Annotated in this window: 26 protein-coding genes; 16 read left to right on the top strand and 10 right to left on the bottom strand. The window is 67.3% G+C overall.

Features of this window, described 5'->3' with window-relative positions; all coding sequences use genetic code 11:
- Nucleotides 1–28: 28 nt before the first annotated feature.
- Together ACF8NF_RS16860 and ACF8NF_RS16855 are read right to left on the bottom strand one after the other, a co-directional pair.
- Nucleotides 29–763, bottom strand: coding sequence for a GNAT family N-acetyltransferase (locus ACF8NF_RS16860; RefSeq protein WP_046240826.1), 735 nt, complete (start codon nucleotides 761–763; stop codon nucleotides 29–31).
- An 8-nt stretch (nucleotides 764–771) separates the two neighbouring features.
- Nucleotides 772–1,626 carry a MoxR family ATPase gene (locus ACF8NF_RS16855; RefSeq protein WP_016450128.1) on the bottom strand — a complete coding sequence of 285 codons (855 nt, stop codon included), beginning with the start codon at nucleotides 1,624–1,626 and terminating at the stop codon, nucleotides 772–774.
- 116 nt (nucleotides 1,627–1,742) lie between these two features.
- Here ACF8NF_RS16855 and ACF8NF_RS16850 point away from each other — a divergent pair, with 116 nt between their 5' ends.
- Entirely contained in the window at nucleotides 1,743–2,417 is a 675-nt protein-coding gene (locus ACF8NF_RS16850; RefSeq protein WP_016450129.1) for a cytochrome c, read from the top strand.
- 75 nt (nucleotides 2,418–2,492) lie between these two features.
- Here ACF8NF_RS16850 and ACF8NF_RS16845 read toward each other — a convergent pair whose 3' ends face one another.
- Nucleotides 2,493–2,951 carry a DUF1841 family protein gene (locus tag ACF8NF_RS16845; protein WP_016453732.1) on the bottom strand — a complete coding sequence of 153 codons (459 nt, stop codon included), beginning with the start codon at nucleotides 2,949–2,951 and terminating at the stop codon, nucleotides 2,493–2,495.
- A 77-nt stretch (nucleotides 2,952–3,028) separates the two neighbouring features.
- Entirely contained in the window at nucleotides 3,029–3,628 is a 600-nt protein-coding gene (locus ACF8NF_RS16840) for a short chain dehydrogenase (RefSeq protein WP_212646478.1), read from the bottom strand.
- A gap of 106 nt (nucleotides 3,629–3,734) precedes the next feature.
- Here ACF8NF_RS16840 and ACF8NF_RS16835 point away from each other — a divergent pair, with 106 nt between their 5' ends.
- Nucleotides 3,735–4,625 (top strand): LysR family transcriptional regulator, encoded by an 891-nt coding sequence (locus tag ACF8NF_RS16835; protein WP_016453734.1) that lies wholly within the window; start codon nucleotides 3,735–3,737, stop codon nucleotides 4,623–4,625.
- Nucleotides 4,626–4,635: 10 nt separating this feature from the next.
- Here ACF8NF_RS16835 and kefC read toward each other — a convergent pair whose 3' ends face one another.
- On the bottom strand, nucleotides 4,636–6,519 hold the full coding sequence (kefC, locus tag ACF8NF_RS16830) for a glutathione-regulated potassium-efflux system protein KefC (protein WP_392450891.1): 1,884 nt from the start codon (nucleotides 6,517–6,519) through the stop codon (nucleotides 4,636–4,638).
- A 297-nt stretch (nucleotides 6,520–6,816) separates the two neighbouring features.
- Here kefC and ACF8NF_RS16825 point away from each other — a divergent pair, with 297 nt between their 5' ends.
- Together ACF8NF_RS16825 and ACF8NF_RS16820 are read left to right on the top strand one after the other, a co-directional pair.
- Nucleotides 6,817–7,446, top strand: a complete 630-nt coding sequence (locus ACF8NF_RS16825) for a LysE family transporter (RefSeq protein ID WP_012203595.1) — start codon at nucleotides 6,817–6,819, stop codon at nucleotides 7,444–7,446.
- Between the two features lie 341 nt (nucleotides 7,447–7,787).
- On the top strand, nucleotides 7,788–8,252 hold the full coding sequence (locus ACF8NF_RS16820) for a MaoC family dehydratase (protein ID WP_034390662.1): 465 nt from the start codon (nucleotides 7,788–7,790) through the stop codon (nucleotides 8,250–8,252).
- A gap of 131 nt (nucleotides 8,253–8,383) precedes the next feature.
- Here the strand turns inward: ACF8NF_RS16820 and ACF8NF_RS16815 are convergent, their stop codons facing one another.
- The 3 genes from ACF8NF_RS16815 to ACF8NF_RS16805 all read right to left on the bottom strand — a co-directional run bounded on the left by ACF8NF_RS16815 (nucleotide 8,384) and on the right by ACF8NF_RS16805 (nucleotide 10,166).
- Nucleotides 8,384–8,689, bottom strand: coding sequence for a DUF4148 domain-containing protein (locus ACF8NF_RS16815; RefSeq protein WP_016453737.1), 306 nt, complete (start codon nucleotides 8,687–8,689; stop codon nucleotides 8,384–8,386).
- Between the two features lie 183 nt (nucleotides 8,690–8,872).
- Nucleotides 8,873–9,370 carry a tRNA (uridine(34)/cytosine(34)/5-carboxymethylaminomethyluridine(34)-2'-O)-methyltransferase TrmL gene (trmL, locus tag ACF8NF_RS16810; protein ID WP_016450136.1) on the bottom strand — a complete coding sequence of 166 codons (498 nt, stop codon included), beginning with the start codon at nucleotides 9,368–9,370 and terminating at the stop codon, nucleotides 8,873–8,875.
- Nucleotides 9,371–9,422: 52 nt separating this feature from the next.
- The gene (locus ACF8NF_RS16805) at nucleotides 9,423–10,166 is read right to left on the bottom strand and encodes a ComF family protein (RefSeq protein WP_252653107.1); all 744 of its coding nucleotides are present in this window, start codon (nucleotides 10,164–10,166) and stop codon (nucleotides 9,423–9,425) included.
- Nucleotides 10,167–10,255: 89 nt separating this feature from the next.
- Between ACF8NF_RS16805 and ACF8NF_RS16800 the strand changes: the two genes are divergently transcribed.
- The 7 genes from ACF8NF_RS16800 (at nucleotide 10,256) to ACF8NF_RS16770 (ending at nucleotide 16,739) form a co-directional block, all read left to right on the top strand.
- Entirely contained in the window at nucleotides 10,256–11,158 is a 903-nt protein-coding gene (locus ACF8NF_RS16800; RefSeq protein ID WP_017406701.1) for a trans-aconitate 2-methyltransferase, read from the top strand.
- A gap of 670 nt (nucleotides 11,159–11,828) precedes the next feature.
- Complete coding sequence (coxB, locus tag ACF8NF_RS16795; RefSeq protein WP_016450139.1) at nucleotides 11,829–13,010, top strand: cytochrome c oxidase subunit II; 1,182 nt, start codon at nucleotides 11,829–11,831, stop codon at nucleotides 13,008–13,010.
- A 35-nt stretch (nucleotides 13,011–13,045) separates the two neighbouring features.
- A complete protein-coding gene (ctaD, locus tag ACF8NF_RS16790) occupies nucleotides 13,046–14,716 on the top strand; it encodes a cytochrome c oxidase subunit I (protein WP_392450890.1) in 1,671 nt (556 codons plus the stop codon).
- Nucleotides 14,717–14,821: 105 nt separating this feature from the next.
- Nucleotides 14,822–14,929 carry a cytochrome oxidase small assembly protein gene (locus ACF8NF_RS16785; protein ID WP_016450141.1) on the top strand — a complete coding sequence of 36 codons (108 nt, stop codon included), beginning with the start codon at nucleotides 14,822–14,824 and terminating at the stop codon, nucleotides 14,927–14,929.
- 28 nt (nucleotides 14,930–14,957) lie between these two features.
- Nucleotides 14,958–15,578 (top strand): cytochrome c oxidase assembly protein, encoded by a 621-nt coding sequence (locus ACF8NF_RS16780; protein WP_080945248.1) that lies wholly within the window; start codon nucleotides 14,958–14,960, stop codon nucleotides 15,576–15,578.
- Nucleotides 15,575–15,787, top strand: coding sequence for a DUF2970 domain-containing protein (locus ACF8NF_RS16775; protein WP_016450143.1), 213 nt, complete (start codon nucleotides 15,575–15,577; stop codon nucleotides 15,785–15,787). The genes ACF8NF_RS16780 and ACF8NF_RS16775 overlap by 4 nt, the downstream gene beginning before the upstream one ends.
- A 70-nt stretch (nucleotides 15,788–15,857) precedes the next feature.
- Nucleotides 15,858–16,739: a cytochrome c oxidase subunit 3 gene (locus ACF8NF_RS16770; protein WP_016450144.1), complete on the top strand. Its 882-nt coding sequence runs from the start codon at nucleotides 15,858–15,860 to the stop codon at nucleotides 16,737–16,739.
- A gap of 70 nt (nucleotides 16,740–16,809) precedes the next feature.
- Here ACF8NF_RS16770 and ACF8NF_RS16765 read toward each other — a convergent pair whose 3' ends face one another.
- Nucleotides 16,810–17,052 (bottom strand): twin transmembrane helix small protein, encoded by a 243-nt coding sequence (locus ACF8NF_RS16765; RefSeq protein WP_016450145.1) that lies wholly within the window; start codon nucleotides 17,050–17,052, stop codon nucleotides 16,810–16,812.
- A gap of 29 nt (nucleotides 17,053–17,081) precedes the next feature.
- Here ACF8NF_RS16765 and ACF8NF_RS16760 point away from each other — a divergent pair, with 29 nt between their 5' ends.
- The 5 genes from ACF8NF_RS16760 to ACF8NF_RS16740 all read left to right on the top strand — a co-directional run bounded on the left by ACF8NF_RS16760 (nucleotide 17,082) and on the right by ACF8NF_RS16740 (nucleotide 23,002).
- Nucleotides 17,082–17,855 carry an SURF1 family protein gene (locus ACF8NF_RS16760; RefSeq protein WP_016450146.1) on the top strand — a complete coding sequence of 258 codons (774 nt, stop codon included), beginning with the start codon at nucleotides 17,082–17,084 and terminating at the stop codon, nucleotides 17,853–17,855.
- Nucleotides 17,842–18,531: a transmembrane protein gene (locus tag ACF8NF_RS16755; RefSeq protein ID WP_047326130.1), complete on the top strand. Its 690-nt coding sequence runs from the start codon at nucleotides 17,842–17,844 to the stop codon at nucleotides 18,529–18,531. Before ACF8NF_RS16760 ends, ACF8NF_RS16755 begins: the two co-directional genes overlap by 14 nt.
- Before the next feature lie 208 nt (nucleotides 18,532–18,739).
- The gene (locus tag ACF8NF_RS16750; RefSeq protein ID WP_016453745.1) at nucleotides 18,740–19,354 is read left to right on the top strand and encodes an SCO family protein; all 615 of its coding nucleotides are present in this window, start codon (nucleotides 18,740–18,742) and stop codon (nucleotides 19,352–19,354) included.
- 160 nt (nucleotides 19,355–19,514) lie between these two features.
- Nucleotides 19,515–21,110, top strand: coding sequence for a methyl-accepting chemotaxis protein (locus ACF8NF_RS16745; RefSeq protein ID WP_392450889.1), 1,596 nt, complete (start codon nucleotides 19,515–19,517; stop codon nucleotides 21,108–21,110).
- Complete coding sequence (locus ACF8NF_RS16740) at nucleotides 21,107–23,002, top strand: putative bifunctional diguanylate cyclase/phosphodiesterase (RefSeq protein ID WP_392450888.1); 1,896 nt, start codon at nucleotides 21,107–21,109, stop codon at nucleotides 23,000–23,002. The genes ACF8NF_RS16745 and ACF8NF_RS16740 overlap by 4 nt, the downstream gene beginning before the upstream one ends.
- A gap of 69 nt (nucleotides 23,003–23,071) precedes the next feature.
- On the opposite strand, the gene ACF8NF_RS16735 is transcribed toward ACF8NF_RS16740, so the two are convergent.
- Nucleotides 23,072–23,737, bottom strand: coding sequence for a Crp/Fnr family transcriptional regulator (locus tag ACF8NF_RS16735; RefSeq protein ID WP_392444638.1), 666 nt, complete (start codon nucleotides 23,735–23,737; stop codon nucleotides 23,072–23,074).
- Nucleotides 23,738–23,872: the final 135 nt, after the last annotated feature.

Below are 23,872 nucleotides of genomic sequence, written 5' to 3'. Positions count from 1 at the left end.
ATCTCCCGGGGGCCTGGCGTACGCGCCCTCATGTGCGCGCCACGGCGGTGCTGCCGTCCGAATGGCGCTGCAACTGGTCCAGCAACTGGGCGCGCGACTCGGGCCATTCGCCGCTGCGCAGGCTGTACATCACGGTGTCGCGGATGGTGCCGTCGCGGCGCAGCGCGTGGCCGCGGATCACGCCGTCCTTCCTGGCACCCAGGCGCTCGATGGCGCGCTGGCTGGCGAAGTTGAAGCAGTCCGTGCGCCAGCCCACCACATGGCAGGCCAGCGTGTCGAAGGCATGGCCCATGAGCATGAGCTTGGCCGAGGTGTTGACATGGGTGCGCTGCACGCTGCGCGCGTACCAGGTGTAGCCGATCTCCACGCGGCGCACCTCGGGCAGGATGTCGTGGTAGCTGCTGGTGCCCAGCACGCGGCCGCTGTCGTCGTCGAGCACGGCAAACGCGAAGCGCTTGCCCTGGCTGCGCTGCTCCAGCGCGGCCTCGATATAGGCGCGCACGTCGTCGGGCTCGGGCGCGGAGGTCACGCGGATGCGCCACAGCTGGCCGTCCTGCACGGCCTCGCGCAGGCCCGCTTCATGGCTGAGCGCCAGGGGCTCGAGCCGCACGCCGTTGAAGCGCATGACCACGGGCTGCACGAAGCCCTGGTGCGCCACGGCGCCAGCCACGGGGATGGTGGTGACCTGGCCGGTGATGGCCGGCACGCGCGGGTCTGCGCCGGCGTGGTCGGGGCCTTCGGTGTCGGGCTTGGAATCCGGCATGGCTGGCCTCAGCGGTTGCGCTGGTTCATGAAGACCAGCTTCTCGAACAGGCTCACGTCCTGCTCGTTCTTGAGCAGGGCGCCCACCAGCGGCGGCACGGAGACCTTGCCCTCGGCGGTCTGCAGCGATTCCACGGGAATGTCCTCGGCCACCAGCAGCTTGAGCCAGTCGATCAACTCGCTGGTGGAGGGCTTCTTCTTGAGGCCGGGCAGGTTGCGCACGTCGTAGAACACCTTCATCGCGGCGGCCAGCAGCTCGCCCTGCAGCTTGGGGAAGTGCACGGCCACGATCTGGCGCATGGTGTCGGCGTCGGGGAACTTGATGTAGTGGAAGAAGCAGCGGCGCAGGAAGGCGTCGGGCAGCTCCTTCTCGTTGTTGGAGGTGATGAACACCAGCGGCCGGTGCTTGGCGCGGATCATCTCGCGCGTCTCGTAGCAGTAGAACTCCATGCGGTCGATCTCGCGCAGCAGGTCGTTCGGGAATTCGATGTCGGCCTTGTCGATCTCGTCGATCAGCAGGGCCACGGGCCGGTCTGCCGTGAAGGCCTGCCACAGCACGCCCTTGACGATGTAGTTGTGGATGTCCTTGACGCGCTCGCCGCCGTCGATGTCGGACAGTTGCGAGTCGCGCAGGCGGCTGACGGCGTCGTATTCATACAGGCCCTGCTGGGCCTTGGTGGTGGACTTGATGTGCCACTGCAGCAGCGGCATGTCCAGCGCGGCGGCCACTTCCTCGGCCAGCATGGTCTTGCCCGTGCCGGGCTCTCCCTTGACCAGCAGCGGGCGCTGCAAGGTGGCTGCGGCATTCACCGCGAGCATCAAATCCTGGGTGGCGACGTAGTTCTCGGAACCTTGAAATTTCATGGGCGGTATCAGCGTAAGTATTGATGGGGACGCTTGACGGTGACTGCCATAATCGTTCGCGCTACCCGCTCAGCAGTAGGCATCCGTCAGAACTCTTGAAGGATTGTGCGCGCAAAATGATAAAAACTTTGACCACGGTATTGGCGCTGGCTGTCGCATCTGTGACCTCTGTGGCACAGGCCCAGCAAAGCAAAGGTGACGCAAAGGCAGGGGAGGGGAAGATCGCCATGTGCATTGGCTGCCATGGCATCCAGGGCTACCAGGCCAGCTTCCCCGAGGTGTACAAGGTCCCCAAGATTTCCGGCCAGGGCGCACCCTACATCGTGGCCGCGCTGCAGGCCTACCAGAAGGGCGAACGCAAGCATCCCACCATGCGCGGCATTGCCGATCCGCTGACCGAGCAGGACATGGCCGACGTGGCCGCCTACTACGCCGAGCATGGCGTGGCCAAGGCCGCCGACGCCAAGGTCCGCGAGCCCAGCACCCAGGTCGCCGCGCTGCTGCAAAAGGGCGCCTGCGTATCCTGCCACGGCCAGGGCTTTTCCAAACCCATCGATCCCAGCTACCCCAAGGTGGCCGGCCAGTACGCGGACTATCTGTACTCCGCCCTCAAGTCCTACAAGACCGAAGGCAACCCCCATATCGGCCGCAGCAACGGCGTGATGGCCGGCATTGCCAAGCAGTTCACCAACAGCGAACTCAAGGCGCTGGCCAACTACATCGGCAGCCTCGATGGCGAGCTGCAGACCCTGCCGCAGCCCCATTTCCGCCTGGGCCACAAATCGCAGTGAATCGCGCGCAGCCCCATACCCCATAGCAAAAGCCCGCAATCGCGGGCTTTGTCTTGAGGGTGGTGCACAGAGGCGCTATGCGCCGCCCGTGGCCTTGGCGCCGTCACTCGTGGCGCGGCGCTGGACTGCGGCGATATAGGCTTCGCCATCGGGCGGGCGGCCCGAACGCTGGCTTTCCCAGAGCATCTGCCCCAGGCATTCCATGGTGGCGTGGTGGGCGTCGTGCAGCGAGTCCAGGCGGCGGCTGAGCAGCTCCACGGCCTGGCGTATGCCGCGCGGCTGGTCGATGCTGCACTGCTCGCTGATGGACAGATGCATGGACAGATGCAAAAACGGATTGGTCACGCCGGGCGTGGCGTCGTAGTCGCGCAGCAGGGCGGCGTCCACGTCGGCAAGGTCATCGAAATACTCGGGATGCTCGGCGATCCAGAGGCTGGCCAGCGTCTCTATGGCCTCCATCGGCGCGCCGCTCAGCATCTTGGTGCGCACGCCGCAGAAAAAGCGCCGCACATCGGCTTGGGTGGGGTTGAACATGGTGGCGCGCAGCGTAGCACGCGGCCCTTTTGGGCGGGCACGCAAGGACTTTGCCGAGGGCCCGCCGCAAGAAGAGGTCAGAGCACCTCGAAGACCCGGCCGGTCTGGGCGCCTTCCACGCTGCGCTGGTAGGCCAGGGCCACGCGGGCGGCGGGCACGGTCTCGAAGCCGGGGAAGACCGAGCCATAGGCATCGGCCGATTCGGTCAGCAGGGTGGGGCTCACGGCGTTGATGCGCAGGCCGCGCTGCAGTTCGACCGCGGCGCCGGTGACGAAGCCGTGCAGCGCGGCATTCACTGTCGATGCATTGGCGCCGTGGCGGATGGGCTCGGTGGCGGCGACGCCGCTGGTCAGCGTGATGGAGCCGCCGTCGCGCAGCCAGCGCTGGCCCAGCAGGGCGAGCCGCACCTGGCCCAGCAGCTTGTCCTGCAGTCCGGAGTTGAACTGCTCGGCCGTCATCTCGGACAGCGGGCCGAAGTGCAGCTTTCCGGCCGTGCTGACGATGGCGTCCACCTGGCCGGCGGCTTCGAACATTTTCTGCAGCGTCTCGGGCTGGGTGAAGTCGGCGCGCAGATCGCCGCTGTTGCGGCCCACGGTGACGATGTCATGGCGCGGGGCCAGCAGGGCCTGTACGGCGCGGCCGATGGTGCCGGAGGCACCGATGAGAAGGATCTTCATGCGGTTTTCTTTCTGAGGGGGTGAACAGGCCTCCAGTGTTTTGCAAATCATGGATGGCATAAAGTAGCCGGATCTTTTTGTACTCCTAAGCATTGGTTGGCAATCCATGGACAAGCTGCGCAATATGGAGGTCTTCATGGCCGTGGTCGAGGACGGCAGCTTTGCCCAGGCCGCGCGGCGCCTGGACATCTCGGCCGTGATGGTGGGCAAGCATGTGCAGCAACTGGAAGCCCACCTGGGCGCGCGCCTGCTGCAGCGCACCACGCGGCGCCACAGCCTGACCGAGGTGGGGCGCAGCTTCTACGAGGACAGCCGCCAGGTCTTCGAGCAGTTGCGCTGGGCCGAGTCGGCCGTGGAGCGCAGCCGCAGCGCGCCCCAGGGCCTGCTGCGCATCAGCGCGCCGACCACGCTGGGCAACCATGTGATCGCACCGCTGGTGGCCGACTACCAGCTGGCCCATCCGCTGGTGCGCGTGGATCTGCAATTGAGCGACAGCATGGTCGACCTGGTGGGCGAGAACATCGACGTGGCCGTGCGCATCGGCCCCGTGGGCGGCGAAGGCCTGGTGGCGCGGCCGCTGCAGCCCTATCGCATGGTGATCGCGGCGGCGCCTTCGTACCTGCGGCGGCGCGGTCATCCGCGTGGCGTGGGCGATCTGGCGCGCCATGACTGCCTGAGCTACGCGGTCTGGCAGCGCCGATCGGAATGGATTCTGCGCGGCGACGGCTCGGCGCCGGTGCAGTGGCCCGACGATGCCCGCCTGCGCTGCAACAGCGGCGACGGGCTGCGCCATGCGGCGCTGCGCGGCCTGGGCCTGATCCTGCAGCCCGAGGTGCTGCTGGCCGCCGACATGGCCGCGGGCCGGCTGGTGCCCGTGCTGCAGGACTGCGTGCCACTGCCGCGCCCGGTGCACCTGGTCTATCTGCCGGACCGCCGCCAACTGCCCAAGCTGGCGCAGTTCGTGGACCACATGGTGCAGGCGCTGGGCGCGTCCTGAGGCCCGGTTTTCAGGGGGCGGGCGGGGGCGGGGCTTCCTGCGGCGCCTGCTCCTTCTCCTGCTGCGCTTGGGCCTCCTGCCGCTCCTTGGCCATCTGCTCGACCAGCTGCTGGCGGCCCTGCTTGGCCACGGCAATGAGCTGGGCCTGGTCCTTGTGGTGGGGGTACATGCGCTCGATCAGCTGCAGGTTGTGCTCCCGAAAGCGCGCGGTGGTGCGCCGGGCCTCGGCACGGCTGTGGCCAGCGAGCTCCAGCACGGTGCACGCCGAGACCAGGCTGGACTCGAAGACTTCGCGCTCGACATGGTGCACGCCCAGGTCGCGCAACTGGTACCAGTGGGCCATGTCGCGCGCGCGGGCCACGATCTCCAGGTGCGGAAAGCGCTTGCGCACGCGGGCGGCGATCTTCAGCGATTGCTCGGAAGAGTCCACCGCGATGACCAGCACCCGCGCCTTGTCCGCGCCGGCAATGCGCAGCAGGTCCATGCGCGTGGCATCGCCGAAGAACACGCGGTAGCCGAAGGTGTGGGCCACTTCCAGCATCTCCACGCTGTGGTCGAGGATGGTGGCCGGCACGCCCTGGGTCAGCAGCACGCGCGCCACGATCTGGCCGTAGCGGCCAAAGCCCGCAATGATGACCTGCGCGTCCTGCGGCTCCGATATTTCATGGAGCCTGGCAGCCTGGCCCGCGCCGTCGACCTGGCAATCCTTCATGTCGGCAAAGCGCTTGAGCAGCAGCTTGTCCATCAGCACCAGCACCAGCGGGCCGATCAGCATGGACAGGGCCACGGCGGCCACCAGCATGGACGAGATGCTGTGGTGGAACACCTTGTACTGCGCCGCCGTCTGGAACACCACGAAGGCGAACTCGCCGCCCTGGGCCAGCAGCAGGGTGAACACCGGGCGCTCGCGCCAGGGCAGCTTCAGCACGCGGGCCAGGGTGTAGAGCACGGCGCCCTTGAGCGCCAGAAAGCCCAGCACCATGGCCGCCATGGCCCAGGGCGCGCGCAGCAGCACGCCGAAATCGATGCTCATGCCCACGGCCATGAAGAACAGGCCCAGCAGCAGGCCCTTGAAGGGCTCGATGTTGGTCTCCAGCTCGCTGCGGTACTCGCTGTCTGCCAGCAGCACGCCGGCCAGGAAGGCTCCCAGCGCCATGGACAGGCCCACCTGCACCATCAGCATGGCAATGCCCACCACCAGCAGCAGCGAGGTGGCCGTGAAGATCTCGGGCGTGCGGCTGCGGGCGATCCAGCGCAGCAGGGGGCGCAGCAGCAGGCGGCCGCCCACCACCACGGCGGCGATGGTGCCCACGGTCTTGAGCACCTGCAGCCACAGGTGGCTGTCTGTGTGCGTGGCATTGGCGGCCTTGACCGCGCCCAGGATGGGGATCAGCGCCAGGATGGGAATGGCGGCCACGTCCTGGAACAGCAGGATGGAAAAGCTGGCCTGGCCGCTGGGCGTGCGCATGAGGTTGCGCTCGGCCATGACCTGCAGGCAGATGGCCGTGGACGACAGGGCCAGGCCCATGCCCGCGATCAGGCTCACGCGCCAGGAAAAGCCGAAGGCCCAGGCCGCCAGGAACAGCACGCCCGTGCAGGCCAGCATCTGCGCGAGCCCCCATCCCAGGATGGGCCGGCGCAGCTCCCACAGGCGGCTGGGCTGCAGCTCCAGCCCGATCACGAAGAGCATCAGCACCACGCCGAACTCGGCAAAATGAAGAATGTCATCCACATTGCTGACAAGCGACAGTCCCCAGGGGCCCATGGCAATGCCGGCACCCAGGTAGCCAATGATGGCGCCCAGGCCCAGGGCACGCGCAATGGGCACGGCCAGCACGGCGGCGGTGAGATAGAGAAAGCCGTAGGTCAGCCAGATGGGGGCGCTGTGTTCCATGGAAGCTAGGGATCTTGGAGTTGGTGTTTACCCTGGGGTGATTGATTGTGTCACTCTCACAGCTGGGTCAGCTTTTTGACAGGGTTGAAAATGCCCCCCACGCTCCCTTTGCTGCGCTAGGTCCGCTGCCCCTGGCCGGGCGCCCCCCGAGGGGGCCGTTTTCATCTTGGGGCGGCCCGGCGATGAAAAATGCCACCGAATGCTTCACCGCCCCATCCGGCTTTGCCGCGGCAGTGCGCCAGATCGGCTGCACGGTTTTAAGATGCCGGCCTGCTCCGTATTTTTAAGGTGTTTGGCATGGATTGGCACACTTGGATCGCCTACTTTGTGGCCTGCTGGATCATTGCGGTCTCCCCGGGCTCGGGCGCCGTGCTGTCCATGAGCCATGGCCTGTCGTATGGCGTGCGCAAGAGCAGCGCCACCATCTTCGGGCTGCAGCTGGGGCTGCTGACCATCTTGCTGATCGCCGGCGCGGGCGTGGGCTCGCTGCTGCTGGCCTCCGAATGGGCGTTCAACGCCGTGAAGATCGTCGGCGCCTGCTATCTGATCTACCTGGGCATCAGCCAATGGCGCTCGGGTGCCGCACCCCTGGCCACCCAGGAATCCATGCCCGAGCTCAGCGTGCGCCGCCGCGTGCTCACGGGCTTCCTGACCAACGCCACCAACCCCAAGGGCATCATCTTCATGGTGGCTGTGCTGCCCCAGTTCATGACCACCAGCCGCCCGCTGTGGCTGCAGTTGCTGATCCTGGCCGCCACCATGCTGGCCGTGGACACCATGGTCATGCACGGCTATGCGGCCAGCGCCAGCGCGCTGCGCGGCTTCATGCGCAGCGCGCGTGCCGTGCGCAGCCAGAACCGGGTCTTCGGCGCGCTGCTGATGGCCGTGGGCACGGGGCTGTTCTTCGTGCAGCGCGCCTCGCGCTGAGCCCCTCCCTGGGCTAACCCAAGGGTCTGTTGACGTTAATTTGCGGTCGCGAAGCAGCCTGCCAGCGTGCCAATCAAGGCGCGCGACGCCGTGCGTGTGCCTACACGCACAAGGAGTGCAACGCCGAGTGGCGCGCTGGCAGGCTGCTTCCCTTCGGGTTGCGCGGTTGCGGGGCCGTCTGCCGCGTTGCTCACACTCGCAAGGCATGGGCCTTGCTGCGCATGAGCGCCTTGCATACAACCCCGCAACCGCGCAACGCGATCCACAAATTAACGTCAACAGACCCTAGCTGTCGCGCGCCCGACATGGAGCGCGCGGCACCGGCCCCTACCATTTGGGGCATGAAAACCTTCCATTCCTATTCCGAAGTGCGTGCCTGCGTGGGGCAGGAAGTCGCCGTCAGCGACTGGATCACCATCACCCAGCAGCAGGTGCAGCTGTTCGCCGATGCCACGGGCGACCAGCAATGGATCCATGTGGACCCCGAGCGCGCGTCCAAGGGCCCCTTCGGCGCGCCGATTGCGCATGGCTTTCTGACGCTGTCCCTGATTCCCCAGTTTTTCCAGAACTGCTTTCACATCGAAGGCGCGCAAATGGGCGTGAACTACGGCCTCAACCGCGTGCGCTTCACCTCGCCCGTGCCCGTGGGCAGCCGCCTGCGCGCGCGCCTGACGCTGCAGGCCGCCGAGCCCATCGAGCCCGGCGGCCTGCAGATGACCTGGCTGGTGACCGTGGAGCGCGAAGGCGCCGACAAGCCCGCCTGCGTGGCCGAGTCCGTGGCCCGCAACTACGGTGCCAAGGCCTGAATGAAAACTGATCCCCACGCTACCCTCCCAAGAGGGAGCTTTTCATCTTGGGGCGGCCCGGCGATGAAAAAAGCCCGCAGGCGGCACCTGCGGGCTGGCTGCATGGTGGCAGCGGTTGCGGGGTCTGGGGCTCAGGCGCCGAAGTTCAGCTGGCCCGAACGCTCGGCAGCGGCGGCCTCGCGGCGCACTTCCTCGCGGCTCACGCCAGCGGTGGCGGTGTTCTGGATGGGCAGGTAGCCTTCGGCGACGGAGGGCATGGTGCCGTTGGCCTGGGCGGCCTTCAGGTCGGCCATGACCTGGGCACGTGTCAGCGTGCTTTGGGTCTTCACTTCGGGCGGGTAGCTGCTGTTGTCGGCGTAGTCGAAGCCGGCGGCCTGGGCGGCGAAGGCGGAAACGGTGAGGGCGGCCAGGACGGCAAAACGGCGGGTGTTCTTCATGATTCAAGTCCTTTGTTTTGTTTCTGGGACAGGGCGTTCCTTGCGGAAATCGCTTGGTAACGTAGAGCCCATGACTCAAATGTAGGACGGTGTGGAATCGGGATAAACCCTTGGATTGGCAATGCGCTTTTTCAGCGGTTGAAACAATCGGCGGGGAACTTTCCGCCGACCCAGGCCGGTTGCTCAGGCCGCGCCGGGCGCGCCCTCGGCCAGTGCGGCGCCGGCAAACTGCTGCTGGCGCCAGGCTTCAAACACCGTCACGGCCACGGCGTTGGACAGGTTCAGGCTGCGCTGCTGCGGCAGCATGGGCAGGCGCAGGCGCTGCTGCGGCGGGAACTGCTCGCGCACCTCGGCGGGCAGGCCCTTGCTTTCGGAGCCGAACACCAGCCAGTCGCCGGGCTGGAAGCCGATGGCGTGGGCGGGGCTGCTGCTGTGCGTGGTCATGGCGAACATGCGCTGGCGGTCCGGCCGGCAGTCCTGCAGGAACGCCTGCCAGTCGGCATGGCGGCGCACGGGAGCGTACTCGTGGTAGTCGAGGCCGGCGCGGCGCATCAGGCGGTCTTCCATGGAAAAGCCCAGCGGCTCGATCAGGTGCAGGCTGCAGCCGGTGTTGGCGGCCAGACGGATCACATTGCCGGTATTGGGCGGGATCTCCGGCGCGACGAGAACGATATGGAACATGGCCCGTATTGTCTCGCGGTGGCAGATGCCCCCGGGCCCCGGTCCCCTGCGGTCAGGGCGTGCGCGCCAGCACCAGGGCGCTGACCTCGGCCGCGCCTGCGCGGCGCAGGCAGGTGGCCAGCGCATGCAGGCTGGCGCCCGTGGTCATCACATCGTCGATCAACAGGATCTTGCGGCCGCGCACGTGGGCCAGCTGCGCAGGTGGCACGGCAAAGACCGTGCGCAGCTGGCGCAGGCGCAGGGCGCGCGGCAGGTCATGCTGGGCCTGTGCCGTGTGGGCGCGCTGCACGGCCTGGTGCCGCAGCTTGCCCCGGGTGGATGCGCTGCAGAGCGCGCGGGCCAGCACCAGGGTCTGGTGAAAGCCGCGCTCTCGCAGGCGCTGCGGCGACAGCGGCATGGGCAGCAGCAGGTCGCATTGCTGCAGTTGCTCGCGCGCCTGAGGCAACTCCAGCAGCAGATCGGCCAGGCTGCGTGCCAGGCCGGTATCTCCCCGGAACTTGAAGTCGCCGATCACCGTGTGCCACGGGTAGGCATAGTCCAGCGCGGCCAGGCAGTGCGTCAGCGGCGGCGGCTTGACCAGGCAGGCGCCGCAGGTGCGGGGACCATCGGCGCCGGTGCGGGCCGGCAGCGGCATGGCGCAGCGCCCGCATCGCGCCATGGGTCCGGCCCAGCGTGCGCGGCAGTCCTGGCACAGGCGCCGCGCAGGCCAGCGGTGGCAGACGGCGCATTGGCTGGGCAGCAGGCCGGGCAGGCCGGCATGCCAGCGCGAAAGCCATGACGCAGGCAGGTTGGGCATGGAGTCAATATACTCGCGCCGCGTCCGCCACCCCTTTGCTCCGGGGCCGGGCGCCTGTCTTTTGAGGAGCACGGATTCCCCGCCCAGCCATGTCCCACGAATTGCCTCCCACCATCGATCCGGCCGCCGCATTGCGCTGGCAGCAGGGCGCGCCTGCGGCCTCGCCGTGGCTGCATGAGGAGGTGGCGCGCCGCATGCAGGAGCGGCTGGACTGGATCGTCAAGCCGCCCCAGCGCTGGTGCCACTGGCAGCCCGTGCGCGGCGGCCTGCAGGCCCATGCGCTGCTGCGCCAGCGCTATGCGCAGTCCGAATGCCTGGTCTATGAAGCCTCGCCGCTGCATGAGGCCGCCGCCCGCGAGCAGCTGGGCGCGCGCTGGTGGCAGCCCGCGCGTTGGACCGGGGGCGCCACGCGCTTCGGCGAGCCCGAGCCCGCCGGCGTGGACATGCTGTGGGCCAACATGGCCCTGCATCAGCAGGCCGACCCGCAGGCGCTGATCGCGCGCTGGCACCAGGCGCTGTCCGTGGACGGCTATGTGATGTTCTCCTGCCTGGGGCCCGATACGCTGCGCGAACTGCATGCCCTCTACGCCCAGCTCGGCTGGCCGCCCGCCGGGCAGGCCTTCACCGACATGCACGACTGGGGCGACATGCTGGTGCACGCAGGCTTCAGCGAGCCGGTGATGGACATGGAGCACATCACGCTGACCTTTGCCACGCCCGAGCGGCTGCTGCAGGAGCTGCGCGAGCTGGGCCGCAACTTCCATCCGCAACGCTTTGCCGCGCTGCGCGGCCGCCGCTGGCAGCAGCGCCTGCACGACGCCTTGCGCGAACGGCTGGCCGGCCCCGACGGGCAGCTGGCGCTGACCTTCGAGATCGTCTACGGCCATGCCTACAAGCCGCAGCCGCGCGTGCGCCTGGAGTCCAGCAGCGCCGTGTCGCTGGAGGACATGCGCAGCATGCTGCGCCAGCCGCGCAACACGGGTTTGCGATAGCCTGAATGTCGCTTTCCGGTCATTGATCGAAAACAAAAACGTCTACACTTTTCCCGAGCTGACAGAGACAACAGCTTTTCCCTGGGCTCGCTCTCCCGGGCCGGGAAAAGACCAGCGGTCCGCAGGCCGAAAGGGGAGACGATTTGGTGTTTCGCTTTGCCACGGGAACGAGAACGGGCCGGCGCATTCAAGAGTGGCCCGCCCGCAAGTTTGATCATCACCGGCTGCAGCAGTGCCTGCTCCTCTGGGAGCGGGCACTGGTCTTTCTGTCCCTGTGTTCCCTGCTGCCCGCACTGCTGGGCCGCATGCGCTGCCTTCTTCCATCCGCTCCCGGCCCGCACGGCACACACGGCACACATGCCCTGAAGGGCCGGCGCGCGCGCATCCTCCCATCCACTTTGCTGCTGTCCCCCGAGTTCATGCGCCTGCAGGCGCAGGCGGGGATGGCGGCCCGCCCCCATCCTGGTCCCACGTCCGAGCTGCCGTTGATGCCGGCTGGCACGCTATTGGTGATTGCGCGCAGGCACATCTGCGGCGCTTTCATGCATGCTCGGACAGTTGAGGCCGGGAGTTGCCCTTTGGGCAGGCGTTGAACGGTCTGGCTGCGCGGCCCCCACGCCGGCGCAGCGGAGCGAGTGGATAACCCGAGGCTTAGATGTAAGTGAAAACTATGAAAAGCATTTCCACCAGGCTGGTTCTCTGGGGCTTGATGAGTGTGGCAGGGGCAGGCTCCCTTGCACATGCGGCGACAGATCTGCCAGGCGGCCCGGCCGTCAATCAGCTCAACCTTCATCCGGCGGTCACGCGCATCGCGCATGAGCAGCATTACCTGCACTGGATGATGCTGATCATCTGCACGGTGATCTTCATCGGCGTGTTCGCCGTGATGTTCTATTCGATCTGGAAGCACCGCAAATCGCGCGGCGCCAAGGCCGCGAACTTCCACGAATCGGCCACGGTCGAGGTGGTCTGGACCGTCGTGCCCTTCATCATCGTCGTGCTCATGGCGCTGCCTGCCACCAAGGTGCTGGTGGCGCAGAAGGACACCACCAACGCCGATGTCACGATCAAGGCCACGGGCTACCAGTGGAAATGGGGCTACGACTACATCAACGGCGAAGGCGAGGGCCTGAGCTTCATCTCCACGCTGGACAGCAGCCACCGCGTGCTGTCCGACAGCGGCGATGTGTCCAAGGCACCCAACGACTACCTGCTCAAGGTGGACAACCCGCTGGTCGTGCCCGTGGACCGCAAGGTGCGCATCATCACCACGGCCAACGACGTGATCCACTCCTTCATGGTGCCGTCCTTCGGCATCAAGCAGGATGCGATTCCGGGCTTCGTGCGCGACACCTGGTTCCGCGCCGAGAAGACCGGCGACTACTACGGCCAGTGCGCCGAGCTGTGCGGCAAGGAGCATGCCTACATGCCCATCCACGTGAAGGTGCTGTCCAATGACGGCTACAAGGCCTGGGTGGACGAGCAAAAGAAGATCGCCGCCGCCAAGAAGGACGACCCCAGCAAGGTCTGGTCCCTGCAAGACCTGATCGCACGCGGCGAGAAGGTCTATGCGGCCAACTGCGCGGCCTGCCACCAGGCCAACGGCAAGGGCGCCGGTCCCATCAAGGCGCTGGACGGCAGCCCCGTGGTCCTGGGTCCCACGGCCGAGATGATGCATGTGGTGCTGGAAGGCCGTGCCAACGGCGCCATGCCCGCCTGGAAGCAGCTGAGCGATACCGAGCTGGCCGCCGTGGTCACCTTTGCCAAGAACCACTGGTCCAACAAGACCGGCCAGCTGGTGCAGCCGGCCGAGTTCGTGGCCGCCCGCACAGGCAAGTTCCCTGCGCAGTGAGCACGCAAGACAGATGAGCGATTGGAGATAACAGCATGAGCGCCGTACTTCCCCCCATCCACAGCCCTGCGGGCGAGGGCCACGAACATGCGCATGAGCACGAGCATGGACACGGGCATGACGACCATCACCACCACGCCACGCCCACGGGCTGGCGGCGCTGGATGTTCGCCACCAACCACAAGGACATCGGCACGCTGTACCTGCTGTTCTCGTTCACCATGCTGATGGTGGGCGGGGTGCTGGCGCTGCTGATCCGCGCCGAGCTGTTCCAGCCCGGGCTGCAGATCGTCAACCCCGAGCTGTTCAACCAGCTGACCACCATGCACGGCCTGATCATGGTGTTCGGCGCCATCATGCCGGCCTTCGTGGGCTTTGCGAACTGGATGCTGCCGCTGCAGATCGGCGCCTCCGACATGGCCTTCGCGCGCATGAACAACTTCAGCTTCTGGCTGCTGATCCCGGCCGGCCTGATGCTGGTGGGCTCGTTCTTCATGCCCGGCGGCGCACCCGCCGCAGGCTGGACGCTGTATGCGCCGCTGACGCTGCAGATGGGGCCGTCCATGGACACCTCCATCCTGGCCATGCACATCATGGGCGCCAGCTCCATCATGGGCGCCATCAACATCATCGTCACCGTGCTCAACATGCGCGCGCCCGGCATGACGCTGATGAAGATGCCCATGTTCGCCTGGACCTGGCTGATCACGGCCTACCTGCTGATCGCCGTCATGCCCGTGCTGGCCGGCGCCATCACCATGACGCTGACGGACCGCCATTTCGGCACCAGCTTCTTCAACCCCGCAGGCGGCGGCGATCCGGTGATGTACCAGCACATCTTCTGGTTCTTCGGCCACCCCGAGGTCTACATCATGATCCTGCCGGCCTTCGGCATCATCAGCCAGATCGTGCCGGCCTTCAGCCGCAAGAAGCTGTTCGGCTATGCGTCCATGGTGTATGCGACCTCGTCCATCGCCATCCTGTCCTTCATCGTGTGGGCGCACCACATGTTCACGACCGGCATGCCCGTCACGGGCCAGCTGTTCTTCATGTACGCCACCATGCTGATCTCGGTGCCCACGGCCGTGAAGATCTTCAACTGGGTGGCCACCATGTGGCGTGGCTCCATGACCTTCGAGACGCCCATGCTGTTCTCGGTGGGCTTCATCTTCGTGTTCACCATGGGCGGCTTCACGGGCCTGATCCTGTCGATGGCGCCCATCGACATCCAGCTGCAGGACACCTACTACGTGGTGGCCCACTTCCACTACGTGCTGGTGGCCGGATCGCTGTTCTCCATGTTCGCGGCCTACTACTACTGGGCCCCCAAGTGGACGGGCGTGATGTATTCGGAGACGCGCGGCCAGATCCACTTCTGGGGCTCGCTGATCTTCTTCAACATCACCTTCTTCCCCATGCACTTCCTGGGCCTGGCGGGCATGCCGCGCCGCTATGCCGACTACCCCATGCAGTTCGCCGACTTCAACATGGTGGCCTCGCTGGGCGCGCTGGGCTTTGGCCTGATGCAGGTGTATTTCTTCCTCTTCGTCGTCGTGCCCGCCATGCGCGGCAAGGGCGAGAAGGCGCCGCAAAGGCCCTGGGAGGCTGCCGAAGGCCTGGAGTGGGAAGTGCCCTCGCCGGCGCCGTTCCATACCTTCGAGACGCCGCCCAAGCTGGATGCGACGGCGACCCGCGTCATAGGCTGAAATGAACCACCGCCTGGGTCGCTTCGCGCCTTCCCCCTTCCTCGATGTCCCTGGGGTGGGGCGCGACAGTTTCAGAGATTGCCAGTAGTCATGGAGATCAGAAAAATGGATGCACAGCAACGAAAAGCCAATGTGCGGCTGGCGCTGATCCTGGTATCGGTGGCGCTGGTCTTTCTGGCCGGCTTCGTGATCAAGATCACCGTGCTCCATTGAGCGCTTGAAGGCAACAGGAGGGCAATCCGTGAGCGTGCGCAGTGAAAACGCGAAGATGGTGGGCAAGCTGGCCGTGGTGGCGCTGGGCATGTTTGCCTTCGGCTACGTGCTGATTCCCATCTACAAGCACATCTGCGAGCTCACGGGCATCAACATCCTGTCGCTGTCCGAGCGGCAGGTGCCGGGCAACGGCACGGCCGGGCGCGATGTGAAGCTGCCTGCCAACTCGCAGGTGGACAAGAGCCGCACCATCACCGTGGAGTTCGACGCCAATGCGCGCGGGCCCTGGGACTTCAAGCCGGCGCAGCGCTCCATGCAGGTCCATCCGGGCGAGCTGGCCACGGTCATGTACGAATTCCAGAATGTGCAGAACCGCCGCATGGCGGCCCAGGCGATACCGAGCTATGCGCCACGCCAGGCGGCTGCGCATTTCAACAAGCTCGAGTGCTTCTGCTTTTCGCAGTACACGCTGGAGCCAGGGGAAAAGCGCGAGTGGCCGGTGGCCTTCGTGATCGATCCGCGCATCTCCAAGGACGTGACCACGATCACGCTGTCCTATACCTTCTTCGAGGTGGGCGGCAGCACGCCGGCCGCGCCCACGGGCGATGCGCCGGTGGCCGCAGGGCCGAAGCAGGAGCCGGCCTCATGAATGCGCCGCAACCCGGGGACAAGCGCCGCCCGCCCAGCGTGTGGCGCACGGTGCGCGCCGTGGCTTGGTCCCTGTTCGGCGTGCGCAGGGCTAGCGAGTACCAGCAGGACGGGGAGCGCATCACGCCGCTGCATGTGATTGCAGTGGGGCTGGCGGCCATCTTCCTGCTGGTGCTGGGATTGATCGCGCTGGTCAAGCTCGTGGTCTGAGCGGCGCGGCCATCGGGGACAGAGAGTGATAGACGGGAAACACAGAACCAAGAATGTCAGGAGCTGAGCAATGAGTGCAACCACCCACGGCAAAACGCCTTACTACTACGTGCCGGCAGAGTCCAGCCATCCCGTCATGGCGGCGGCGGGGCTGTTCTTCGTGATCCTGGGCGCGGGCAACTGGATCAACGGCCATGAATGGGGCATGTACAGCCTGGGCCTGGGCCTGGTCTGGTGGCTGGCCGTGCTCTTTTTCTGGTTCCGGGAGGCCGCGCATGAAAGCGAGTCGGGCAAGTACGGTCGCAAGATCGACCTGTCCTTCCGCTGGAGCATGAGCTGGTTCATCTTCTCCGAGGTGATGTTCTTCGGCGCCTTCTTCACCGCCCTGTGGTGGGCGCGCTCGCACTCGGTGCCCGCGCTGGGCAGCCTGGACAACGCCTTGCTGTGGCCCGACTTCAAGGCCGTCTGGCCCAGCATGGCAGCGGGTGCCACGGCCTCGCCGGCCAACAGTGTCGAGCCCTTCCAGACCGTGGGCCCGTTCTGGCTGCCCACCATCAACACGGCGCTGCTGCTGACTTCGGGCGTGACGCTGACCATTGCCCACCATGCGCTGCAGGCCGGCCACCGCGCCCGCACCATCGCCTTCATGTGGATGACGGTGATCCTGGGCTTCGTCTTCCTGTGCGTGCAGGGCTACGAGTACTACCACCTGTACACGGATCTGAACCTCAAGCTGTCCTCGGGCGTGTTCGGCTCGACCTTCTTCCTGCTCACGGGATTCCACGGCTTCCACGTCTTCGTGGGCATGCTGATGCTGTTCTTCATCACCATGCGCCTGCATGCCGGGCACTTCACGGCCGAGCGGCATTTCGGCTTCGAGGGCGCGGCATGGTACTGGCACTTCGTGGACGTGGTGTGGCTGTTCCTCTACGTGCTGGTCTACTGGATGTAGTCTGTATCCGGCCCCATGCAAAAAGAAGCGCCAGGGCGCTTCTTTTTGTTTGTGGGGGCAGGGGGCTTGTCTATTGCCCGGCGGTCCAGCCGGTGGGATGGATGTAGCCCAGCTTGGCCGCCAGCAGCACGCACAGGAACAGCGCGATGGACAGGCCCACGCGCAGCGCCAGTGCACGGAACATGGCGCGGCTGCGGCGCCTGTCGTCGCCCGCTCCCTGCTGGTCTTCGGGATTGCGGCGCATCATGAAGAACAGGGCGCTGCCCAGACTGGCGACAATGGCCAGCAGGGCGAGAACGATCACGAATTTCATGGGTGGATTATCCGGTGCGTGTTTCCAGAATGCCAGAGCGCTGGCGGTTTGTACTGATCACCTTGGCCGCGCTGATCGGCGTGGCCGTCACGCTGTCCCTGGGCCGCTGGCAGCTGCAGCGCGCGGCCTACAAGCAGGAACTGTTCGACGCCGTGCAGCGCCAGCAGGGCCTGCCGCCGTGGAGCAACGCCCAGCTGGCAGCCGTGCAGCCCGGTGCGGTGCCGAACCCCGAGGCCGCGCCCTGGCTGCACCGTCCCGTGCAATTGCAGGGCCACTGGATTGCGGGGCAGACGCTGTACCTGGACAACCGCCAGATGCAGGGCCAGCCGGGCTTTTTCGTGCTCACGCCGCTGCGGCTGGCTGCGCCGCATGAGGACGTGGTGATCGCCGTGCAGCGCGGCTGGGTGCCGCGCAACTTCCTGGACCGCACGGCCCTGCCCGAGGTGCAGACGCCCGAAGGGCTGGTGACCGTCCAGGGGCGCATGGAGGCCACGCCGTCCCGGCTCTACGAATTCGGCCGTGCAGGGGCAGACCCTGATGGGCAAAAGTCGCGCATCCGACAGAATGTGGACATTGCCGAATGGGCCGTGGCCTCCGGGCTGCCGCTGCGCGAATGGAGCCTGCTGCAGACCGGCGAAGCCAGCGAAGGCCTGCGGCGCGACTGGCCCGTTGTGACGGCCGGTGTCGAGAAACACCATGGCTATGCGTTCCAATGGTTTGGACTTGCGGCCCTGATCACGCTTTTGTATGTCTGGTTCCAAATCGTCCGACGCTTTGTCCGCCCGCGCCATGCCCGCTCCTGAGACTCCCCTGGAGATGACTGTCCATGGCCTGCCACCCTTGCAGCCGGGCCTTGCCGGCGCGCAACGCACGCGCAGCGGCCGCTGGAAGATGCTGGCCGTGTTCGCGGTCTGCGCCGCGCCCGTGGTGGCCTCCTATTTCACCTACTACGTGCTGCGGCCTGGCCAGCAGCGCAGCTTTGGCGAGCTGATCGCGGACCAGCCAGCCTTGCCACCGGCCACGGCCACCACGCTGGACGGCGCCCCTGTACCGCTGCAGTCGCTCAAGGGCCAATGGCTGCTGCTGAGCGTGGCGGGCGGGGCCTGCGGCAGCGCCTGCGAAAGCCATCTCTATCTGCAGCGCCAGCTGCGCGAGACCCTGGGCCGCGAAAAGGACCGGCTGGACCGGGTCTGGCTCATCTCCGACGACGCACCCGTGCCCGCCCACCTGCGCCCCGCGCTGGCCCAGGCCACGGTGCTGCGCGTGCCCGAGGCCGTGCTGCGCGGCTGGCTGCAGCCCGCGCCCGGCCATGCGCTGCAGGACCACCTGTACGTGGTGGACCCGCAGGGTCACTGGATGATGCGCATGCCCGCCGGGCTGGGCATGGCCGACGCCGGCAAGGCCAAGCGCGACCTGGACCGGCTGCTGCGAGCATCGGCCTCGTGGGACACGGCGGGACGCCCCGGCGACGGCGACTGAGGCCTGCGCCAAGGAACCGAGCCGGCAGCCAGGTCGTCTCATGGAGGCAGGCAGGCCCCGCAGCGCCGGGGTCTTGCGGTTATGGGGTATGGTTTGCGGCTGTGCGAAAGCGCCTTCAGCGGACGCTTTCGCCTTTTCACTTTCCAGCCCGGGCGGCGCGCAGGCTTTGCGGCCACGCAGCCTGCGGCAACTACCTTGTTGAGGAAGCATGAACAAACGGACAGCGCTGCGCTTTCTGGGCGTGACCGCCATGGCATGGGGCGCCCTGGCGCTGAGCGGATGCTCGCGCGAGGCCAAGACCAGTTTCCAGGGCGTCGATGTCACGGGCGCCGAATACGCCAAGGACATTCCCCTGCGCGATGTGGACGGCAAGCAGCGCAGCATCAAGGACTTTGCGGGCAAGGTCGTCGTGGTCTTCTTCGGCTACACGCAATGCCCCGACGTCTGCCCCACCACGCTGCAGGAGCTGGTCGAGGTCAAGCAGCAGCTGGGCGCCGATGGCGACAGGCTGCAGGGCGTCTTCGTCACCCTGGACCCCGAGCGCGACACGCCCGAGGTGCTCAAGGCCTACCTGGGCAACTTTGACCCCGGCTTCGTCGGCCTGCACGGCACGCCCGAGGAGACGGCGGCCGTGGCCAAGGATTTCAAGCTCTTCTACAAGAAGGTGCCCGGCAAGACCGAAGGCACCTACACGCTGGACCATTCGGCCGGCAGCTATGTCTATGACACGGCCGGCCGCCTGCGTGTGTATGAGCGATACGGCGGCGGCCCGCAGGTGCTGGGCGCCGACGTCAAGGCCCTGCTGCAGGAAAAGCGTTCCTGATCCTGCGCGCGCCGCAGCCAGTGTGACCGCCGTCACATTGGCTGCGTTTAGGCGCGATGCGGCACACCATCCCTGATGTGCATCGCCGCAGGACTGCTTAGAGTGGGCCCCGCCTGGAGCGTCATGCCGACGCCCCGCCCATCTCCAAGAGACCTGATCCATGCGGCGAAACGTGTACGTCACCCAGCGTGAGTACCCTTTGAACGAAGGAGAGACGCTTCTTTCCGTCACCGACCTGAAGGGGCGCATCGTCTATGCCAACGATGCCTTCATCCGCGTCAGCGGCTTCGAGGCCGCCGAGCTCTACGGCAAGGCCCACAGCATCGTGCGCCATCCGGACATGCCGGCCGCCGCCTTCGCCGACATGTGGACCACCATCCAGCGAGGGCTGCCCTGGAGCGCCCTGGTCAAGAACCGGCGCAAGAACGGCGACCACTACTGGGTGCGCGCCAACGCCAGTCCCATACGCCATGCGGGCACCGTGGTCGGCTACCTGTCCGTGCGCACCCGGCCGCAGCCGTGCGAGGTGCAGCAGCATGCGGCGCTCTATGAACAGATCAATGCCGGCGTGCGCTCGCTGGGCCTGCACCGGGGCTTCCCAGTGGGGCGTGGCGCCGCGGGCGCGCTGCAGCGCTGGTGGCGCTTCAGGCCGCTGGCCTGGCGGGCGCAGGCCATGGTGGCGGGACTGTGGCTGCTGGGATCGGCCGGGCTGTGGTTGCCGTCGCTGCAGGCCTGGGCCTCGGCTTTGCCCCTGTCCCTGACGCTGGCCGAGATCTGGCCCGCCTGGCTGATCTGGAGCCTGGCTTGCGTGGCGGCCGGGCAGTGGCTGCGCACCAGGCTGCTCATGCCCCTGGCTGCCCTGCGCGGACAGGCCCAGGCCGTGGCCAGCGGGCAGCAGACGGGGGAACTGTTCACGCAGCGCACGGACGAGATCGGCGCCATCGGCGGCGCCGTGCGACAGACCGGACTCAACCTGGTCTCCCTGGTGGACGACATCCAGGGCAAGAGCGACCAGGTGCGCCGCTGCGCGCTGGCCGTGCAGCAGGGCAGCACCGAACTGAGTGACCGCACCGAGGCTGCCGCCGCCAGCCTGGAGCAATCGGCCCAGGCCATGCAGGCCCTGGCCTGCGCCATAGAGCGCAGCAGCGCCCAGGCCGGCGAGGCCGCCCGCCGCGCACGGCATGGCGTGGACATGGCCGGGCAGAGCAGCCGCATGGTCGCGCAACTGGACCAGGGCATGCGCGGCGTGGCCCGGACCAGCGACCAGGTCGGGGAGATCAGCTCGCTCATCGACGGCATTGCCTTTCAGACCAATCTGCTGGCGCTCAACGCCGCCGTGGAGGCCGCGCGCGCCGGCGAGCACGGCAAGGGCTTTGCCGTGGTGGCCGACGAGGTGCGCGGCCTGTCCCAGCGCAGCGCCCACGCTGCGCGCCAGATCAAGGCATTGATCGAGGCATCGCAGCAGCAGGTGGCGCAAAGCTGCGCCATGGCGCGCGAAATGGGCGAGGCCATGCTCGCCGTGCAGGCCGACATGCGCGAGCAGCTGCTGCTGGCCGAAGGCATGCAGGCCGCCAGCCAGGCCCAGGCCGGTGGCGTGCAACAGGTGCAGGCCGCCGTGCAGCAGCTCGAACAGATGACCCAGCACAACGCCACGCTGGCGCGCGACACCATCGCGCACGCGCAGCAGCTGGCCGCGCAGGCTCAGGCGCTGGAGGCTGCGGCATCGGTCTTCCACGGCAAGGGGCCGTCCGCATGATGGCGTCGGCCTGGAGCGCGCAAGCCGGCCATCTGATCGGGCCGTGCGAGGCGCTGGATGAGGAGCTCAAGCGCGTGGCCATGGAGGCCGCGCCCGACGGCATCGTGCTCGTGGATCGCAAGGGCCGCATCCTGCTGGCCAATCCCGCCATGCAGGCCATGAGCGGTTATGGCGCCTCCGAGCTGCTGGGCCGTCCGCTGCAGATGCTGCTGCCGCCCGAGGCGCATGCGGCCCATGGGCCGCAGCTGCAGTCCTACTTCGCCCAGCCCGCGCGCCGGCCCATGGGGCAGGGGCGGGACCTGTGGCTGCTGCGCAAGGACGGCAAGCGCCTGTCCGTGGACATCGCCCTGGGCCATTCCCCGCACGGCGGGGGCGTGGCCGTGGCCTTTGTGCGCGACCTGTCGCAGCTGCGCCAGATGGAGGCCTGCATGCACTACCACGCCACGCACGACACGCTCACCGGCCTGCTCAACCGCTGGCAGTTCGGGTTGCAGCTGGAGCAGGCGATCTCGCAGGCGCAGGCGCAAGTGGGTTCGGGTTCGGGCTCGGGTTCGGGTTCGGGCTCGGGCTCGGGCTCGGGCACCGGGCCCGCGTCCTTTGCGCTGCTGCTGCTCGACCTCGACAACTTCAAGGCCATCAACGACGGCTATGGCCACGACGTGGGCGACCAGGTGCTCAAGGAAGTGGCGCGCCGCCTGCAGGCCGCGCTGGGCACTTCGGCCACGCTGGCGCGCATGGGCGGTGACGAGTTCACCGCCGTGCTGCATCCCTGCAACGGGCCGGACCTGCGCCGGCGCGTCGACGCGCTGCTGGGCGAGCTGTGCCGGCCCTGCGCCATCGGCCACTACGCGCTGAACTTCGGCGCCAGCGTGGGCGTGGCCTTCTACCCGCAGGACGCGGGCGATGCGGCCACCCTCATGCGCTATGCCGACATGGCCATGTACGACGCCAAGCAGCGCGGCCGTGCCTCCTACGCCTGCTATGCCAGCGCCATGGGCGAGGCCATGGCCGAGAAAGTGCTGCTGCACGAACGCCTCAAGCGCGCCCTGGACCGGGGTCTGCTGAGCCTGCATTTCCAGCCCCAGGTGCAGGTGCTGGGCGGCCAGGTCCAGGGCGTGGAGGCCCTGCTGCGCTGGAACGACGAGCAGATGGGCTGGGTCTCGCCGGAGCGCTTCGTGCCCGTGGCCGAGTCCACGGGCCTGATCCTCGCGCTGGGCGAATGGGTGATCGATGCGGCCTGCCGCCAGGCCGGCGACTGGCTGCGCGCAGGCATGCCGCTGCGCGTGGCGGTCAACCTCTCTGCCCAGCAACTGCGCCAGGCCGACCTGCAGCAGCGCCTCATGGGCAGCCTGGCCCGGCATGGCGTGCCGCCGCACCTGCTGGAGCTGGAAGTCACCGAGTCCGCCGCCATGACCGACCCGCAGCAGGCGCGCGAATTGCTGGGCAGCCTGCTTGCCGCAGGTGTCTGCGTGGTGCTGGACGATTTCGGCACCGGCTACTCCTCGCTGGCCCACCTGCGCGATCTGCCCGTCTCGCGCGTGAAGATAGACCGCACCTTCATCGGCCCCATGCTCGACAGCCCGGCCGACGCCAAGATCGTCAAGGCCGTGATCGCGCTGGCCCGCACCCTGGGCCTGCAGGTGGTGGCCGAAGGCGTGGAAACCGCCGAGCAGCTGCGCCTGCTGCGCATCCTGGACTGCGACGCCTACCAGGGCTGGCTCTTCGCCCGCGCCATGCCGGCGGAGCAGATTCCCGCGCTGATTCACAAGCCCGTGGCGACCTTGCTGGCGCAGCAGGAGGAAGAGGCGCTTGAGCATCAAACTGCGGACTGTTGCGATGGGAAGGGAGCGATGGTGAGCAGGGACGGCGGTTCTGCCAAACCTGGCGCTTGATGTTGCAACAGGTCGGCAAGCCTACCGGTCCGCCCGATCAACCGCCACGCCTCTCGCACCCCACCTCCTTCACCCCACCTCCCTCACCCCACCCCCACTGATCCTCAACAACACCGCAGGCTGCAGCACGCAATGCCATCGATCCGGCCGCTCCAGCGCGCCCAGTTGCACCAGGCGCACAAGGCTGCGTGCGATGGTTTCGCGCGTGGTGGCCAGCAGGGCGGCCAGTGCACCCTGGCTGGGCAGGCGCACGAGCAGGCTTGACTGCAGCGCGGCCAGTTGCATCAGGGTGGCGGCCAGCTGGCGCAGCACGCCGGGGATGCGGACGATGTGGGCCCATTCCGCCAGCAGGGCGTTGTTGCAGGTGTAGCTGGTGGCCAGCGCGCGCACGAAGGCGGCATCGACCAAGCCCCGGCGCGTGATGGTGGCGATATCCACGCAGCAGATGCGCCCCGGGCCCAGGGCCTCGAAGTGCATGGCCGAGGGCTGCTGCAGCCAGCCCGGGCTGCCCAGCGCGTGGCCGTTGCCGAACAGCGCCACGGGCCGCTGCACGCCGTCGCCGCCACGGCGGATAGCCAGGACGAAACCGAGCTTGATCACCTGGAATTCATGGGCAACGCAGCCTTGCGCCTGGAGCTTCTGGCCCTTGGCCAGGCCGCGTTCGCGGATGTGCGGCAGCCATTGCAGGAAGGCGGGTTCGGGCAGTTGCCCCAGCAGGCAGTGCGACGAACGCATGCATTCGCTGCAGCGTACGGCTGAAGGCGCAAAGGACGACGATGGCATGGCACGGACGGTTCGAAGGCGCCGCAAGCCAGGGCAGGAGGCGCCCTGGCGCTGGCAGGGACCCGGGCGTGCGGCCAGGGCGAAGCC

It is taken from the genome of Delftia sp. WSY_22 (assembly GCF_043104185.1).
Classification (GTDB): domain Bacteria; phylum Pseudomonadota; class Gammaproteobacteria; order Burkholderiales; family Burkholderiaceae_C; genus Comamonas; species Comamonas tsuruhatensis.
The sequence above is the reverse complement of the archived record's forward strand: the minus strand, read 5'-3'. Positions and strand labels throughout refer to the sequence as shown.